General features: G+C 71.3%; 12 protein-coding genes and 2 pseudogenes. 4 read left to right on the top strand and 10 right to left on the bottom strand.

Annotated elements, in window-relative coordinates; translation table 11 throughout:
• The first annotated feature begins 5 nt into the window (after window positions 1–5).
• Entirely contained in the window at window positions 6–719 is a 714-nt protein-coding gene (locus tag G6N51_RS21485) for a DedA family protein (RefSeq protein ID WP_083173334.1), read from the top strand.
• Here the strand turns inward: G6N51_RS21485 and G6N51_RS21480 are convergent.
• Together G6N51_RS21480 and G6N51_RS21475 are read right to left on the bottom strand one after the other, a co-directional pair.
• Window positions 678–2627: an acetoacetate--CoA ligase gene (locus G6N51_RS21480; protein WP_083173335.1), complete on the bottom strand. Its 1950-nt coding sequence runs from the start codon at window positions 2625–2627 to the stop codon at window positions 678–680. The two genes, G6N51_RS21485 and G6N51_RS21480, sit on opposite strands and share 42 nt — an antisense overlap.
• Window positions 2624–3745, bottom strand: a complete 1122-nt coding sequence (locus G6N51_RS21475; protein WP_083173336.1) for a glycoside hydrolase family 76 protein — start codon at window positions 3743–3745, stop codon at window positions 2624–2626. The genes G6N51_RS21480 and G6N51_RS21475 overlap by 4 nt, the downstream gene beginning before the upstream one ends.
• Window positions 3746–3772: 27 nt before the next feature.
• Between G6N51_RS21475 and G6N51_RS21470 the strand changes: the two genes are divergently transcribed.
• Together G6N51_RS21470 and eutC are read left to right on the top strand one after the other, a co-directional pair.
• The gene (locus tag G6N51_RS21470; RefSeq protein WP_083173337.1) at window positions 3773–5179 is read left to right on the top strand and encodes an ethanolamine ammonia-lyase subunit EutB; all 1407 of its coding nucleotides are present in this window, start codon (window positions 3773–3775) and stop codon (window positions 5177–5179) included.
• Window positions 5179–5904, top strand: a pseudogene (eutC, locus tag G6N51_RS21465) (ethanolamine ammonia-lyase subunit EutC); the annotation flags it as partial. The gene G6N51_RS21470 and the pseudogene eutC, both read left to right, overlap by 1 nt.
• Here the strand turns inward: eutC and G6N51_RS21460 are convergent.
• The 8 genes and pseudogenes from G6N51_RS21460 to G6N51_RS21425 form a co-directional block, all read right to left on the bottom strand.
• On the bottom strand, window positions 5879–7069 hold the full coding sequence (locus G6N51_RS21460) for a vWA domain-containing protein (RefSeq protein WP_083173339.1): 1191 nt from the start codon (window positions 7067–7069) through the stop codon (window positions 5879–5881). The pseudogene eutC and the gene G6N51_RS21460 sit on opposite strands and share 26 nt — an antisense overlap.
• Before the next feature lie 6 nt (window positions 7070–7075).
• Window positions 7076–7723 (bottom strand): SRPBCC family protein, encoded by a 648-nt coding sequence (locus G6N51_RS21455; protein WP_083173340.1) that lies wholly within the window; start codon window positions 7721–7723, stop codon window positions 7076–7078.
• 12 nt (window positions 7724–7735) lie between these two features.
• The gene (locus tag G6N51_RS21450) at window positions 7736–8614 is read right to left on the bottom strand and encodes an AAA family ATPase (RefSeq protein ID WP_083173341.1); all 879 of its coding nucleotides are present in this window, start codon (window positions 8612–8614) and stop codon (window positions 7736–7738) included.
• Window positions 8615–8754: 140 nt separating this feature from the next.
• Window positions 8755–9498, bottom strand: a pseudogene (locus G6N51_RS21445) (XdhC family protein); the annotation flags it as partial.
• Window positions 9495–11894, bottom strand: coding sequence for an aerobic carbon-monoxide dehydrogenase large subunit (locus G6N51_RS21440; protein WP_083173343.1), 2400 nt, complete (start codon window positions 11892–11894; stop codon window positions 9495–9497). The pseudogene G6N51_RS21445 and the gene G6N51_RS21440, both read right to left, overlap by 4 nt.
• The gene (locus G6N51_RS21435) at window positions 11891–12367 is read right to left on the bottom strand and encodes a (2Fe-2S)-binding protein (protein WP_083173344.1); all 477 of its coding nucleotides are present in this window, start codon (window positions 12365–12367) and stop codon (window positions 11891–11893) included. The genes G6N51_RS21440 and G6N51_RS21435 overlap by 4 nt, the downstream gene beginning before the upstream one ends.
• A 2-nt stretch (window positions 12368–12369) precedes the next feature.
• The gene (locus tag G6N51_RS21430; protein WP_083173345.1) at window positions 12370–13251 is read right to left on the bottom strand and encodes an FAD binding domain-containing protein; all 882 of its coding nucleotides are present in this window, start codon (window positions 13249–13251) and stop codon (window positions 12370–12372) included.
• Between the two features lie 43 nt (window positions 13252–13294).
• Entirely contained in the window at window positions 13295–14455 is a 1161-nt protein-coding gene (locus G6N51_RS21425; protein ID WP_083173346.1) for an XdhC family protein, read from the bottom strand.
• A gap of 22 nt (window positions 14456–14477) precedes the next feature.
• Between G6N51_RS21425 and G6N51_RS21420 the strand changes: the two genes are divergently transcribed.
• Window positions 14478–15443, top strand: coding sequence for a LysR family transcriptional regulator (locus tag G6N51_RS21420; RefSeq protein ID WP_083173347.1), 966 nt, complete (start codon window positions 14478–14480; stop codon window positions 15441–15443).
• The last annotated feature ends 134 nt before the right edge of the window (window positions 15444–15577 follow it).

The following is a 15577-nucleotide window of genomic DNA, read 5'->3' as shown; positions in this document are numbered from 1 at the left end:
GCATCGTGAGCACCACCGTGACGGCCCTGCCCCACATCTTCGACCCGATGTACTGGTTGGGCGCCGACGGCGTCTTCGGGTCCGCGGTGCTGCCCGGCATCCTGATCATCGTCTTCATCGAGACCGGTCTGCTGTTTCCGCTGCTGCCCGGCGAATCGCTGCTGTTCACCGGTGGGCTGCTGGCCGCGCACCCGAACCCGCCGGCCAGCATCTGGGTGCTCGCCCCCGCCGTCGCCACCGTGGCGATCCTGGGCGATCAGACCGGGTACTTCATCGGACGGCGGATCGGCCCCGCGCTGTTCAAGAAGGAAGACTCCCGGTTCTTCAAGAAGCACTACGTGACCGAGTCGCACGCCTTCTTCGAGAAGTACGGGCCGTGGGCGATCATCCTGGCGCGCTTCGCGCCGTTCGTGCGGACGTTCGTCCCGCCGGTCGCCGGGGTGTCCTACATGCGCTACCCGGTGTTCCTGGGCTTCGACATCGTCGGCGGCATCCTGTGGGGCGGCGGCGTGACGCTGGCGGGCTACTTTCTGGGCAACGTGCCGTTCGTGCACCACAACCTGCAGAAAATCCTGCTGGTCATCCTGGTGGTCTCCCTGATGCCGGCGTTCATCGCGGCGTGGCGCAGCTACCGGGGCCGGCGGCGGGGGCCGCAGCAGCCCGAGCAGGAGCCCGGCTCAGGACACCCGACTTCTGCGGTACGCAACGAAAGCGTCTAGCAGTTCCGGGCGGTCGATCGAACTCTGCTGCACCGCCTCGCCCGGCGCCGCGCCCAGCAGGATCCGCTTGATCGGGATCTCCAGCCGTTTGCCGGTCAGCGTCCGCGGTATGCCCGGCACCGCCAGGATGTCGTCGGGCACGTGGCGCGGGGAGGCGTGCCGGCGGATGGCCGCCACGATCTCCGACCGCAGCCGCTCGTCGAGTTCGGCGCCGTCCACCAGGCTCACGAACAGCGGCATCCAGTAGCCACCGTCGTCCTGCTCGACGCCGACCACCAGGCAGTCCCCCACCTCGGGCAGGCCCTCCACCGCGGTGTAGATCTCCGCGCTGCCCATCCGCACACCCATCCGGTTCAGCGTCGCGTCCGAACGGCCGTGCACCACAACGGATCCCCGTTCGGTGATGGTGATCCAGTCGCCGTGACACCACACGCCGGGGTACTTCTCGAAGTAGGCGGCCCGGTACCGACTGCCGTCGTCGTCGTTCCAGAAGACCACCGGCATCGAGGGCATCGGCTCGGTGATCACCAGCTCGCCCTCTTCCCCGACGACCGGATGGTTCGGACCCGTCCAGGCTTCGATGGCCGCCCCCAGGCAGATGCACGACAGCTCGCCGGCCACCACCGGCAGGATCGCGCAGCCGCCGATGAATGCCGTGCAGACGTCGGTGCCGCCGCTCATCGAGATCACCGGGACGGTCCGGCCGAGTCCCTCCTGGACCCAACGGAATCCGGACGCGGGCAGGGGCGAACCGGTGGAACCCACGGCGCGCAGCCCGTCCAGCGGGTACGTCGCCCCGGGCTTGAGCTCCTTCTTGGCGCAGGCGAGCAGGTAGCCCGCGCCGGCCCCGAGCACGTTCACGCCGGCCTCGGCGGCGACCCGCCACAGCCCGTCGGTGCCCAAATGCGTTGGGCTGCCGTCGTACAGCACGATCGTGGTGTCGGCCAGCAGCCCGGACAGCAGCAGGTTCCACATCATCCAGCTGGTCGACGAGTACCACAGGAAGCGCTCGCCGGCGTACAGCTCCAGTTGCAGGTTCAGGTATTTCAGGTGCTCGAGCACGGTGCCGCCGTGCCCGTGCACGATGCCTTTCGGCTTGCCGGTGGTGCCGGAGGAGAACATCACCCACAGCGGGTGCGCGAACGGCACGGCGGTGATCTCCAGCTCGGCATCCGAGTGCGTCGCCGCGGCCCACGGCACGGTCTCGCCGCCGGTCTCGAGCCCGAGCCGCGGCACCACCACGGTGGCCCGCAGGCTGGGCATCGCGCGCCGGATCGCGTCCAGCTCGGCGCGCCGGTCGATGCGCTTGCCGTCGTAGACCGAGCCGTCGGTGGCGACCAGCACGGCCGGCTCCACCTGGCCCAGCCGCGCGATCACGCCGTCGACGGCCACGTCCTGGTTGCACACCGCCCAGATCGCGCCGACGCTGGCCGCGGCCAGGGCGGCGACGGCCGCCTCGGCGACGTTGGGCAGGTATCCGACGACGGCGTCACCGGGCCGCACCCCGAGGCCGCGCAGGTAGGCCGCGAACGCGGCGGTCTCGCGGCGCAGCCGCGCCCACGACCACTCGCACGCGCCGTCCTCGCCGACGACGACCATCGCGGGCCGCTCGTCGGTGGCGTGCCGGAAGATCTCGGTGGCGTAGTTGAGCGTGGCGCCGGGGAACCACTCGGCGCCGGGCATGGCGCGGTTGCCCAGCACCTCGCGGGGCGGGCTGGCCGCCCGGATGTCGAAGTAGTGCCACACGGCGTCCCAGAACCATTCGATGTCCTCGACGGACTTGCGCCACAGCGCGTGGTAGTCGCCGTAGTCGCCGCGGCCGGTCTGGCCGAGCCAGGCCATGAAGCGGGTGAGGTTTGCCCGGGCCAGCGTGGCCTCGTCGGGAATCCAGCCGCCGGGCTCGGTCATGTCGCGCTGCCTGCCGTCACGGCGGTGACGTTACAGGCGGCCTCCATCAGCATCCAGCCCGACAGCTGCACCGACAGGTCCCGTTCGGCGACCTCGGAACTGTGTACGGCGCCGTCCACGGACTGCGCCTCCCCGCCGGCCTGGGAGGGCAGCTGCGCGTCGCGGTCCCAGAACGGCCCGAACAGCGGCAGCCCGTCCACGGTTTGCCGGTAGTCCCACGCCGATTTCGCGCTGGCCAGCACGATCCGCCGGGCGGTGTCGCGGGCCGCGGCGTCGTCGGCGGAGTCGCCCGGCAGCGCGGTGGCGACCAGCGCGAGGTATCGGGCGGTGACGCCGGAGAACAGGCCGCCGTCCCCGCCGCCGGCGCCGGCCAGCACGCCCGTCGGCGCCATGTGCTCGGCGACGGCGGCGACCAGCCGGTGCACCCGCGGCGCGTGCCGATCGTCATGGGTGCGGGCCGCGAGTTCGGTTTCCAGGCCGAGCACCACGCCCTGGCAATAGGTGTACTGGGCGCGGACCAGGGAGCCGGCCTTGACGCCGTCGAACACCAGGTGCGTCACCGGGTCGATCAGGGTCTCGTCGATCCAGTCGGCCATCTGCTGGGCGCGCCGCATCCGACCGCCGTAGCGGGCCAGGAAGATGGCCGCCGGGCCGTTGGCCGGGGCGTTGAAGAACTGGTCCTGCTTGCGCCACGGAATGCCGCCGCCGTCCTCGGGCACCCACGCGTCGAGGAACTCGTCGGCCAGCTTGGGCAGCGCGCGGTGCCGCTCGACGCCGGCGATCCGGGCGGCGCGTTCCAGCGCCAGCGCCAGCCAGGCCATGTCGTCGTAGTAGCTGTTGGTCCAGCGGAAGTTGTTGCGCAGCCGGTGCGAGCGCACCTGCCGGCTGATCCGGGTGTGCCGGTCGGGCCGCGGGTCGCGCAGCTGCGCGTCGACCAGGCAATCCAGCAGATGCGCCTGCCACCAGTAATGCCAGGTGCCGAACATCCGGTCCCGCCGCGTCGGCGGCCACGCCACCACGCCCAGCTGGGTCCCGGGCAGCCCCCACAGCCGTTTCAGGTGCCGTTGCGCGACAGCGGCTTCGGAGCTGGCCGCCCGGTTGGCCCATAGCTGATCCATACCGCCGATCCTGCCTCATACTGATATATGCGCTACCGGCAAACCATTTCGGGGACCACGCACACCTTCTCCGGCCTGGTCGACGTGATGGCGAAGGCCACACCGTTGCGCTCCGGCGACCAGCTGGCCGGGTGCGCCGCCGGCTCCGACGCCGAGCGGGCCGCCGCCGCCTGGGTGCTGGCGGACATGCCGCTGGCGACGTTCCTCACCGAGGCGGTCGTGCCGTACGAGACCGACGAGGTCACCCGGCTCATCATCGACGGTCACGATCGCGAGGCGTTCGGCCCGATCGCCGGCCTGACCGTGGGCGGCCTGCGCGACTGGCTGCTGGACGCGGCCTGCCGCGACGACAGCGCGGCGCGGATCGCCGCCGTCTCCGCCGGGCTCACGCCGGAAATGGTTGCCGCGGTGTCGAAGATCATGCGCAACCAGGACCTGATCCTGGTGGCCGCCGCCGCGACGGCCACCGCGGCCTTCCGCACCACGATCGGCCTGCCGGGCACGCTGGCGACCCGGCTGCAACCCAACCACCCCACCGACGACCCGCGCGGAATCGCCGCGGCGATGCTCGACGGCCTGTTGCTGGGCTGCGGTGACGCGGTGATCGGCATCAACCCGGCGACCGACTCGCCCCAGGCGGCGTCGGACCTGCTGCACCTGCTCGACGACATTCGCCAGCGGTTCGCGATTCCGGTCCAGTCGTGCGTGCTGTGCCACGTCACGACGACCATGGAGCTGATCGAGCGGGGCGCGCCCGTCGACCTGGTGTTCCAATCGATCGCGGGCACCGAGGGCGCCAACGCCTCCTTCGGCACCTCGATCGCGATGCTGACCGAGGCCAACGAGGCCGCCCGGTCGCTGCGCCGCGGCACCGTCGGCGACAACGTCATGTACCTGGAGACGGGGCAGGGCGCGGCCCTGTCGGCCGGGGCGCACCTCGGCGTGGGGAACAAGCCGGTCGATCAGCAGACGCTCGAGGCGCGCGCCTATGCGGTCGCCCGGGCGCTGCAGCCGTTGTTGATCGACACCGTGGTCGGCTTCATCGGACCGGAGTACCTCTACGACGGCAAGCAGATCATCCGCGCCGGGCTCGAGGACAACTTCTGCGGGAAACTGCTTGGCCTGCCGATGGGCGTCGACGTCTGCTACACCAACCACGCCGAGGCCGACCAGGACGACATGGACACGCTGCTCACCCTGCTGGGCGCGGCGGGCACCGCGTTCGTCATCACCGTCCCGGGCGCCGACGACATCATGCTCGGCTATCAGAGCCTGTCCTTTCATGACGCGCTGTACGTGCGAAAAGCGTTGGGGCTGCGGCCCGCACCCGAGTTCGAGGCCTGGCTGGCCGGCCTGGGCATGGCCGACGCCGACGGCCGGATCCTTCCCGTCGACCTCGCGACGTCGCCGCTGCGCGCCCTGGCGGCCGGCTGATGAACGACCTCTGGGCGCCGCTGCGGGCCACCACCCAGGCCCGCATCGGGCTCGGGCGGGCGGGGAATTCGCTGCCGACCCGGCGCGTCCTGGAATTCCAGGCCGCGCACGCCGCCGCGCGCGACGCCGTGCACGAGCCACTCGACGTCGACGGCCTGATCCGGCGGTTGCACGACGTCGGCGCCGGCCTCGGCGAGCCGCTACGGGTGTGCAGCCGGGCGGCCTCGCGCGACGAGTATCTGCGCCGGCCCGACCTCGGCCGCAGCCCGGCCGACCTGTCGGACCTGCCAAAAACCAAGGCGGACATCGGTTTTATCCTTGCCGACGGGCTCTCGCCGCGGGCCGTGACCGAGCACGCCGCGGGCATGGTCGGCGCGCTGGTCGCAGAATTCGACGGCCGCTACCGGATAGCCCCGCCGGTCATCGCGACCCAGGCCCGCGTCGCGCTGGGCGACCACATCGGCCAAGCCCTCGGCGTCACAACGGTTCTCGTGCTCATCGGTGAACGCCCGGGGCTGTCGGTCGCCGACAGCCTGGGCATCTACCTGACGCATCGGCCGGCGCCGGGGCGCACCGACGCCGAGCGCAACTGCGTCTCCAACATTCATCCGCCCGACGGTCTGGACTACCCGACGGCGGCGGCGGTCACCGCCGCGCTGGTGGCCGGCGCCCGCGAACTCGGCCGCTCGGGGGTCGCCCTCAAAGACACAACGCGAGCAACAATTGCCGTATCTCCGCAAGGGAGTGTGCGGGCAGAAATAGATCGCAGTACGGCAGGGCCGCGGCCATCGAGCCGGCCAGCGGCTGGAAATCGCCCCGCGCCGCACGCGGATTGAGCCAGACCACCAACTCGGCGCGGCGCCGCAGCCGGGCCATCGCGTGCGCGAGCACGTCGGCGGGATCGCTGTCCCAGCCGTCCGAGGCGATGATCACCACGGCGCCGCGCAGCGCGTTGCCGTGGGGCGGGGCCAGCAGCCCGTTCACGCTGCGGCCGATGAACGTTCCGCCGTACCGGTCGGCGACCTTGGCGTTGGCCCGCTGCAGCGCCACCTCCGCGGATCGGTGCGCCAGCACCGAGGTGAGCCGGGTCAGCGACGTCGAGAAGGCGAAAACCTCGGGGTGGGTTCCGGCCTGGCGCGACACCGCCCGCATCAGATGCAGATATACCGTGGCGTATTGCTGCATCGAACGGCTCACGTCGCAGGCCAGGACGACCCGCCGGGGCCGGAGCCGCGGCCGGGTCCGCGCCAGGACCATCGCTTCCCAGCCGCTCTTGCGCGACGCGTTCATGGTCGCCCGCAGGTCGATCCGCTTGCCGGCGGGGCTGCGCTCGAATCGCCTGCTGCGCCGCCGCGGCCAGCGCGTGACGGTCGCCTCCAGCCAGCTGCCGAGCAGCCGGAGGTCCTGGGCGTCGAAGCGGTCGAACGGTTCGTCGGCCAGCGCGGCGATCCGGCTGGGCAGCACGTCCGGCAGCAGGAGGCTCGGGCCCGCCGCGTCGTCGGTGGCGGCCGGCGTTCGCGTCGCCCAGGGCAGGGTGTGGGCGGACGCGGAGCCACTTCCGGCGGGACGCAGCGTGCCGGCCGCGGGCGCTCTGGGGCCGGGCAGCGGCAGCGGCGTGCTGGGGCGGCCGGTGCCGTCGGGGTCGGCGGCGCCGAAGACCGCCGCGAAGACCGCGTCGAAGGCGGCGAGATCCTCCATCCGGTTGACCAGCGTGAGCCGAGCCGCCCAATAGAGCGCAGTTGTGTTGTCCGGCACCAGCTTTCGCAGCGCCTGGACGAAGCTGGCCGGGCCGCTGGCCGAGACCAGGACTCCGGCGCCGCGCAGCCGCGCGACCAGTGCCGACGCGAACGCCGCCAGGTCGACGCCCCGCAACAGCACCGGGGTGCCCACGCGGCGCTAACGCCTCCGGCCGAGCAACCAGCCCAGCACCAGCCCGGCGAGCACGGCCAGCAGCAGGGGGGCGTATTTCTTGAGCTGGTCGCCGCCGGCGAGCTCGAGCAGATCGATGGGTTCGGGCTCGGCGCTGGTGGCGGCGTGGCGCGGCTCCGGGATGCGCCCGACCTGCGGCGGTCCCTCGGGTGTGGCCGGGGCCGCCACCGATTCGGCGGCGAGCTTGGCCTCGAGCGACTCCACGAACTGCCCCAGCAGCTTCTCCGACACCTGTTGCAGCATGCCGCTGCCGAATTGGGCCAGCTTGCCGACGATTTTCAGGTCGGTGTCCACGGTGACGCTGGTCTTGTCGCCGTGCGCCTGCAGCTGGGCGGTGACCGTCGCGGCCGCGTTGCCGGTGCCGCGCGTCTCCTTGCCCTTGGCGTCGATGACAGCGCGGTGCTGGCCGCGGTCCTGCTCGACGAAACGCACCTTGCCGCTGAACTCGCTGGTGACCGGCCCCACCTTGACCTTTACCTTGCCGGAGTAGTCCTCGCCCTCGTGACCGGTGAGCTGCGCGCCCGGCATCAGCGGGATCACCTGTTCCAGGTCGCACAGCACGTCCCACGCCTGGTCGATGGGCGCGCTGACGGTGAACTGGTTGGCGATCTTCATCCCGGGGTCCTCTCAGGTGCGGCTGTATTCGACAAACGCGTCGCGAATCAGCGTACGGTCGTCGGGGGTCTTGGCCAGCGCCCCCAGGCTGACCAGCGCCGCCGGATCGACCAGGTCGGCGACGCCCAGCGATACCAGGGCGGCGACCCAGTCGATCGTCTCGGCCACACCCGGCGGCTTGTCCAGGTCGAGATCCCTTGCCGCCCCGACGAATTGGGTGACGTGCTCGATCAGCGGGGCCGCGGCGCCCGGCACGGTCCGCCGCACGATCGCGGCCGCCCGCGACGCCTCCGGGTAGTCGATCCAGTGGTACAGGCAGCGGCGGCGCAGCGCGTCGTGCAGGTCGCGGCTCCGGTTGGAGGTGAGCACCGCGATGGGCGGGCGCTCGGCGACGAAGGTGCCCAGCTCGGGCACGGTGACGGCGGATTCACCGAGGAACTCCAGCAGCAGCGCCTCGAATTCGTCGTCGGCCCGATCGATCTCGTCGATCAGCAGCACCGGCGGGTTGGGCCCGCGGTGCCGCACGCAACGCAGGATCGGCCGGTCGACCAGGTAGGCCTCGGTGTACAGGTCGGCCTCGGCGATCTGGGTCCGCTGGGCTTCGGCCAGCCGGATGGACAGCAGCTGGCGTTGGTAGTTCCAGTCGTAGAGCGCCTCGCCGGCGGTCAGTCCTTCATAGCATTGCAGCCGGACCAGCGGGGTATCCAGCACGTCCGCAAGGGTTTTCGCGGCGGTGGTCTTGCCGACGCCCGGCTCGCCTTCCAGCAGCAGGGGCCGGCCCAGCGTGACCGCCAGGTAGATCGCGGACGCGGTCCCGGTGTCGAGCAGGTAGTCCCGCGCGTCGAACCGGGCGATCACGTCGTCGACGTCGCCGAACGCCGCCGGCGTCATGCGCCGGCTTTCCCCGCGAACGCCGTGCGGCAGCCCGGGCCGCAGAACCAGTAGTCGGTGCCGGCCAGCCGCAGGTGCTCGGCGGCGGCGCCCATCGGCACGGTCATGCCGCAGACCGGGTCGACCGCCTCGGCGGGGGCGTCATTCACCGCGCCGGCGGCTCGCGGCAGGCTGCCGTCGCGCACGGCCGCGATCAGTTCGGCGGCGATCGACACGGCGATCTCCGCGGGAGTCTTGGCCCCGATGCGCAATCCGACCGGGGTGTGGATGCGGGCCCGCTCGACGTCGGACAGGTCCAGCGCGTCCACGATCGAGGCGCCGCGAACCCTGCTGGCGACCAGGCCGATGTAGCCGACGCCGGCGTCCAGTGCGGCGCGGATGATGTCGGCTTCCGGCCCGCCGTGGCTGGCGATCACAATCGCGGTGGGCGAGGCGGCGGTGCCGGTCGCGTCTGCGTCGCGGCGGACTTCGTAACCCAGCACGCCGCAGATCTGGGCCAGGGCGTCGGCGATCGGCGTCTCGCCGTGGATCCGGATCATCGGCGGCGGCAGCTGCGGCGTCAGGAATATCTCCAGCGACCCGCCGGACAGGCACGGGTTGACGACGACGCAGGCGCCGGGCGCCTCGGGAAAGTGGACGTCGCCGTCGGGAAGCACTCGCAGCAGCACGCTTTCGCCCGCTTGCAGTGCGCCCAGCGCGGCCTTGCGGACCGAGTTCTGCGCGCACTGGCCGCCGACGAAGCCCTCGATGGTGCCGTCGGCCAACAGGATCGCCTCGTCGCCGGGGTACGCGGAGGCGGGCGGCTGGGCGCGCACCACCGTCGCGCGCACGAACGGTGTGCGCGCGGCCAACAGTTGCTGGGCCCGCTCGCTGATCGCGCTCAAATCGGTGGCCTCGCTCTGCCCTGCATGGCCTCCCACACCCGCGACGGGGTCAGCGGCATGTCGGCGTGGCGAACCCCGAACGGCGCCAACGCATCCACCACCGCGTTGACCACCGCGGGCGGCGACCCGACGGTGGCCGACTCACCGATACCCTTGGCGCCGATCGGGTGATGCGGCGACGGCGTCACGGTGAAACCGGTCTCCAGGTGCGGCACCTCCATGGCGGTCGGGATCAGGTAGTCCATCAGCGAGCCGCCCAGGCAGTTGCCGTCCTCGTCGAACGCGATCATCTCCATCAGCGCCATCCCGATGCCGTCGACGATGCCGCCGTGCACCTGGCCCTCGATGATCATCGGGTTGATCCGGGTGCCGCAGTCGTCGACGGCCAGGAAGCGCCGCACCTTGACCACCGCGGTGCCCGGATCGACGTCCACCACACAGAAATACGCGCCGTACGGGTAGGTCAGGTTCGACGGGTTGTAGCACACCTCGGCGTCCAGGCCGCCCTCGATGCCCTCGGGCAGGTCGCCCGCCCCGTGCGCGCGCATCGCGATGTCGGCGATCGTCACCGACGCCGACGGGTCACCCTTGACGTGGAAAGAGCCCTTCTCCCATTCCAAGTCGGCGACCGACACCTCGAGCATCCCCGAGGCGATGATCTTCGCCTTGTCGCGCACCTTGCGGGCCACCAGCGCCGCCGCCGCGCCGGAGACCGGGGTGGATCGGCTGCCGTAGGTGCCCAGGCCGAAGGGGGTCTGGTCGGTGTCGCCGTGCACCACGTCGATGTCGTCGGGCGGGATGCCCAGCTCCTCGGCGACGATCTGCGCGAACGTCGTCTCGTGCCCCTGGCCCTGGCTCTGGACCGACAGCCGCACAACGGCTTTGCCGGTGGGGTGCACGCGCAGCTCGCACCCGTCGGCCATGCCCAGGCCGAGGATGTCCATGTCCTTGCGGGGGCCGGCGCCGACGGCCTCGGTGAAGAAGGCCATGCCGATGCCCATCAGTTCGCCGCGCGCGCGCCGCTCCTGCTGCTCGGCGCGCAGCGCGTCGTAGCCGATCATGTCCATGGCCTTGCGCATGGTGGCCTCGTAGTCACCGGAGTCGTAGGTCCAGCCGGTCTTGGTGGTGTAGGGAAACTGCGCCGGTTTCAACAGGTTTCGCAGCCGCAGCTGCGCCGGGTCCATCTTCAGCTCGAAGGCCAGGCAGTCCACCAGGCGCTCGACGAAGTACACCGCCTCGGTGATGCGGAACGAGCACGCGTAGGCCACCCCGCCGGGCGCCTTGTTGGTGTACACCGCGGTCATGTGGCAGTAGGCGGCCTCCAGGTCGTAACTGCCGGTGAACACGCCGAAGAAGCCGGCCGGGTATTTCGTCGGCGCGGCCTGGCCGTTGAACGCGCCGTGGTCGGCGAGCACGTTGGACCGCAGCGCCAGGATCTTCCCGTCCTGGGTGGCCGCGATCTCGCCGACCATGATGTAGTCGCGCGCGAAGCTGGTCGAGGTCAGGTTCTCGCTGCGGTCCTCCATCCACTTGACCGGCTTGCCCAGCAGCAGCGAGCCGACGATCGCGCACACGTAGCCGGGATAGATCGGCACCTTGTTGCCGAAGCCGCCGCCGATGTCCGGCGAGATCACCCGGATCTTGTGTTCGGGCAGGCCGGCGACCAACGCGTACAGGGTGCGGTGGGCGTGCGGCGCCTGCGAGGTGGTCCACAGGGTCAGCTTGCCGGTGACCGGGTCCAAATCGGCGACGGCGCCGCAGGTTTCCATCGGCGCCGGGTGCACCCGCGGGTACACGATCTCCTGCTTGACCACCACGTCGGCGCGCGCGAACGCCGCCTCGGTGGCCGCGGCGTCACCGGTCTCCCAGTCGAAGATGTGGTTGTCCTTCTTGCCGTCGAGGTCGGTGCGGATCACCGGCGCGGACGCGTCCAGCGCGGTGCGCACGTCGACCACCGGGTCCAGCGGGTCGTAGTCGACGTCGATCAGCTCCAGCGCGTCACGCGCCGAATACCGGTCCTCGGCGACGACGAACGCGACCTCCTGCCCCTGGAAGCGGACCTTGTCGGTGGCCAGCACGGCCTGCACGTCGTTGGACAGCGTGGGCATCCAGGCCAGGCCCTTCTCGGCCAGGTCCGCGCCCGTCACCACCGCCTTGACCTTCGGATGCGCCATGGCCGCGGTCACGTCGATGCTCGCGATGCGGGCGTGCGCGTACGGCGAGCGCAGGATCGCCAGATGCAGCATGCCCGGCAACGCGACGTCGTCGACGTAGGTGCCGCGGCCGCGGATGAAGCGGGGGTCCTCCTTGCGCAGCATCCGGCCGTGGCCGCAGGGCTTTTGGTCGTTGTCGGCGGTGTCTTCGGGGGACGGCGGCCGGGACTCGATGGTGGTCATGACGTGGCCTCCGCGGAGCTGTGCTGTGCGGCCCACTGGATGGAGCGCACGATCGTGGTGTATCCGGTGCACCGGCAGATCTGCCCGGAGATCGCCTCGCGGATGGTCTGCTCGTCGGGGTCGGGATCGCGGTCGAGCAGCGCGCGGGCGGTGATCATCATCCCCGGCGTGCAAAAGCCGCACTGCAGCCCGTGGCAGCGCATGAACCCTTCCTGCACCGGGTCGAGCCGGCCGTCAACCGCCAACCCTTCGACGGTCCGGACGCTGTGGCCGGACGCCATCACGGCCAGCATCGTGCAGGACTTCACCGGCACGCCGTCCACGTCGACCACGCACGTCCCGCAGTTGCTGGTGTCGCATCCCCAGTGAGTTCCGGTGAGCCGCAACTGATCCCGCAGGAAGTGCACGAGCAGCATCCGGGGCTCGACGTCGGCGCTGACCTGCTCGCCGTTGACGGTCATGTTGACTTGCATGGCTAGTTACCCCCTTGTTCGCGGACCCGCTCGGCGGCGGTGCGCAACGTGCGGATGGTCAACTCGGAGGCCAGGTGGCGCTTGTATTCGGCGCTGCCGCGGACATCGGTGACCGGGTCGCAGGCCTGCGCGGCGCGCCGGCCCGCGTCGGCGAAGACGCTCTCGGTGGCCGGCTGGCCGACCAACGCGGCCGACAGCTCGGCCAGGCCGCCGGGATCGGAATTCACCGCCGTCAGGTCGACCCGCGCGGCGGCGATCTGGTCGCCGTCCAGGGTGATGGCCGCCCCCGCGGCCGCGACCGCCCAGTCACCCACCCGGCGCTCCACCTTGGCATACGCGCTGGAGCTGTTGTGCCGCAGCGGGATCCGGACCTCGATGAGCATCTCGTTGGGGGCCAGCGTGGTCTCGTACGGGCCGGCAAGGAACTCGTCGATCGCGATCTCGCGTTCACCGGACGGCCCCCGCGCCAGGCATACCGCGTCCAGCACCGTGCACACGGTCGACAGGTCCTCGGCCGGGTCCGCCTGGCACAGCGAACCGCCGAGGGTGCCGCGGTTGCGCACCACCGGGTCGGCGATCACCCGCTCGGCGTCCCGGAAGATCGGGCACACGGCCGCCAGGGCGTCGGACTCCAGGATCTCCCGGTGCCGCGTCATCGCGCCGATGCGCACCAGCGTCGGATCGGTGATCACGTATCCGAGCTCGAGCGCGAGATCGTTGATGTCCACCAGGTATTCGGGGTTGGCGATGCGCAGTTTCATCATCGGCAGCAGGCTGTGCCCGCCGGCGACGATCCGCGCCCCCTCCCCCAACCGGTCCAGCAGTCCGATGGCGTGGTCGACGCTGGTCGCGCGTTCGTATTCGAAGGGCCCGGGTACTTGCATGCGCCACAGTGTCAGCCGCCCTGACAGGGGCGTCAATAGCGAGTTAAGCAATCCCTGAACTCGCCGGGAAGCCGCCCTCCACCTCGGCGTCGTGGTGGATCCGCCCGATGATCTGGGCCAGGGGCCTGCCCCCGCCGCCCCAGCGCCGGGCGATGATGTCGGCGGCGATCGAAACCGCGGTCTCCTCCGGGGTGCGCGCGCCGAGATCCAGCCCGATCGGGCTGGACAGCCGGCTCAGCTCGGCGTCTGACAGGCCGGCGGCCTTGAGCCGGGCCAGGCGGTCGTCGTGGGTGCGCCGCGACCCCATCGCCCCCACGTAACCGACCTCGGGCAGGCGCAGCGCCACCTCGAGCACCGGCACGTCGAACTTGGGGTCGTGCGTGAGCACGCAGATCACCGTGTGGCGGTCGATGGCACCGGCCTCGGCCTGGGCGGCGAGATAGCGGTGCGGCCAGTCGACGACGACGTCGTCGGCCGTCGGAAAGCGCGCCCGCGTGGCGAACACCGGGCGGGCGTCGCACACGGTGACGCGGTAGCCGAGGAACGAGCCCTGGCGCGCCAGCGCCGTGGCGAAGTCGATCGCCCCGAACACCAGCATCCGCGGCGGCGGCGCATGGCTGGACACGAAGACCTCCATGCCGTCGCCGAGCCGCTGCCCGTCGGGCCCGTACTCGAGCACCTCGCTGCGGCCGAGCGCGAGCAGGCCGCGCGCGTCGTCGGCGACCGCGGCGTCGGCGCGCGCCGAGCCCAGCGACCCCGCCATCCCGTCGGGCCGGATCACGACCCGCCGGCCGACCCGGGCCGGGTCGGGGTGGGCGATGACGGTCGCGGTCGCCACCGCGCGGCGCTCGGCGATGTCGTCGGCCACCGCGCCGAGGTCGGGAAACGACGCGCGCGAAACCGGCTCGACGAACACGTCGATGACGCCGCCGCACGTCAGGCCGACCGCGAACGCGTCGTCGTCGCTGACGCCGTAGCGTTCCAGCCGCGGCGCGCCGGTTTTCGCCGCCTCGGCGGCGAGGTCGTAGACCGCGCCTTCCACGCAGCCGCCCGACACCGACCCGCTGACCGAGCCGTCCGGCGCCACCACCATCGCGGCCCCCGGCGGGCGTGGCGCGGACCGGAAGGTGCGCACCACCGTCGCAAGCCCCGCGGTGTCGCCGGCGCGCCAGATCGACATCAGCTGGGCAAGCACGTCACGCACCCTTTTAAATTAGGCTGACTCCATGACCCCGGCTCAACTTCGGGCCTTTTCGGCGGTGGTTCGCCTCGGCTCGGTGCGGGCGGCCGCCGCGGAGCTGGGTGTTTCCGACGCCGGCGTCTCGATGCTCGTAACGGCGCTGCGCAAGGAGCTCGACGACCCGTTGTTCACCCGGACCGGCGCCGGGTTGGCGTTCACCCCCGGGGGGCTGCGGCTGGCCAGCCGCGCGGTCGAAATCCTGGGTCTGCAACAGCAAACCGCCATCGAAGTCACCGAGGCCGCCCACGGACGCCGGTTGCTGCGGATCGCGGCGTCCACGGCGTTCGCCGAACACGCCGCGCCCGGGCTGATCGAGCTCTTCTCGTCGCGGGCCGACGACCTGTCGGTCGAGTTGAGCGTGCATCCGACGAGCCGGTTTCGCGACCTGATCTGCTCGCGCGCCGTGGACATCGCGATCGGCCCGGCCAGCGAGAGTTCGATCGGCGCGGACGACGCGCTGTTCGTGCGGCCGTTCCTGAAGTATCAGATCATCGCCGTCGCGACGCCCAAAAGCCCGCTGGCCGTTGGCGTTCCGACGCCGGCTTTGCTGCGTCAGCAACAGTGGATGCTGGGCCCGTCGGCGGGCGGAGTGGACGGCGAGATCGCAACCATGTTGCGCGACTTGGCGATTCCGGAGTCGCAGCAGCGAATTTTTCAGAGCGACGCGGCCGCCCTCGAGGAGGTGCAGCGGGTCGGCGGGGTCACGTTGACCATCGGCTTCGCGGTTGCCAAGGACCTGGCCGCCGGACGGCTGGCGCATGTGCACGGTCCCGGGCTGGACCGGTCGGGCGAGTGGTGCGCGGCGACGCTGGCGCCCTCGGCCCGTCAGCCGGCCGTCTCCGAGTTGGTCCGCTTCATCACCACCCCGCGATGCACGCAGGCGATGATCCGCGGATCCGGCGTGGGCGTGACCCGATTTCGCCCGAAGGTGCACGTGACGCTGTGGAGCTGAACGGTTTTCACCCCACCCGTCACGGCAGCACCAGTTTCCGAACGGCATGTGGCCCGCGAACTTGATATCGCCCGCGATATCAAATTCCTGAGCGCGCGCATGGTCCCGGAACGCGGCCCGTCTCGAGCGTGAAT

The organism is Mycobacterium paraseoulense, assembly GCF_010731655.1.
Lineage (GTDB): Bacteria > Actinomycetota > Actinomycetes > Mycobacteriales > Mycobacteriaceae > Mycobacterium > Mycobacterium paraseoulense.
The sequence above is the reverse complement of the archived record's forward strand: the minus strand, read 5'-3'. Positions and strand labels throughout refer to the sequence as shown.

Excerpts from the sequence above, each read along its gene's own strand:
- G6N51_RS21480 (WP_083173335.1), bottom strand. The coding sequence starts at position 2,627 with ATGACCGAGCCCGGCGGCTGGATTCCCGACGAGGCCACGCTGGCCCGG.
- G6N51_RS21475 (WP_083173336.1), bottom strand. The coding sequence starts at position 3,745 with ATGGATCAGCTATGGGCCAACCGGGCGGCCAGCTCCGAAGCCGCTGTC.
- G6N51_RS21470 (WP_083173337.1), top strand. The coding sequence starts at position 3,773 with ATGCGCTACCGGCAAACCATTTCGGGGACCACGCACACCTTCTCCGGC.
- G6N51_RS21455 (WP_083173340.1), bottom strand. The coding sequence starts at position 7,723 with ATGAAGATCGCCAACCAGTTCACCGTCAGCGCGCCCATCGACCAGGCG.
- G6N51_RS21450 (WP_083173341.1), bottom strand. The coding sequence starts at position 8,614 with ATGACGCCGGCGGCGTTCGGCGACGTCGACGACGTGATCGCCCGGTTC.
- G6N51_RS21440 (WP_083173343.1), bottom strand. The coding sequence starts at position 11,894 with ATGACCACCATCGAGTCCCGGCCGCCGTCCCCCGAAGACACCGCCGAC.
- G6N51_RS21435 (WP_083173344.1), bottom strand. The coding sequence starts at position 12,367 with ATGCAAGTCAACATGACCGTCAACGGCGAGCAGGTCAGCGCCGACGTC.
- G6N51_RS21430 (WP_083173345.1), bottom strand. The coding sequence starts at position 13,251 with ATGCAAGTACCCGGGCCCTTCGAATACGAACGCGCGACCAGCGTCGAC.
- G6N51_RS21420 (WP_083173347.1), top strand. The coding sequence starts at position 14,478 with ATGACCCCGGCTCAACTTCGGGCCTTTTCGGCGGTGGTTCGCCTCGGC.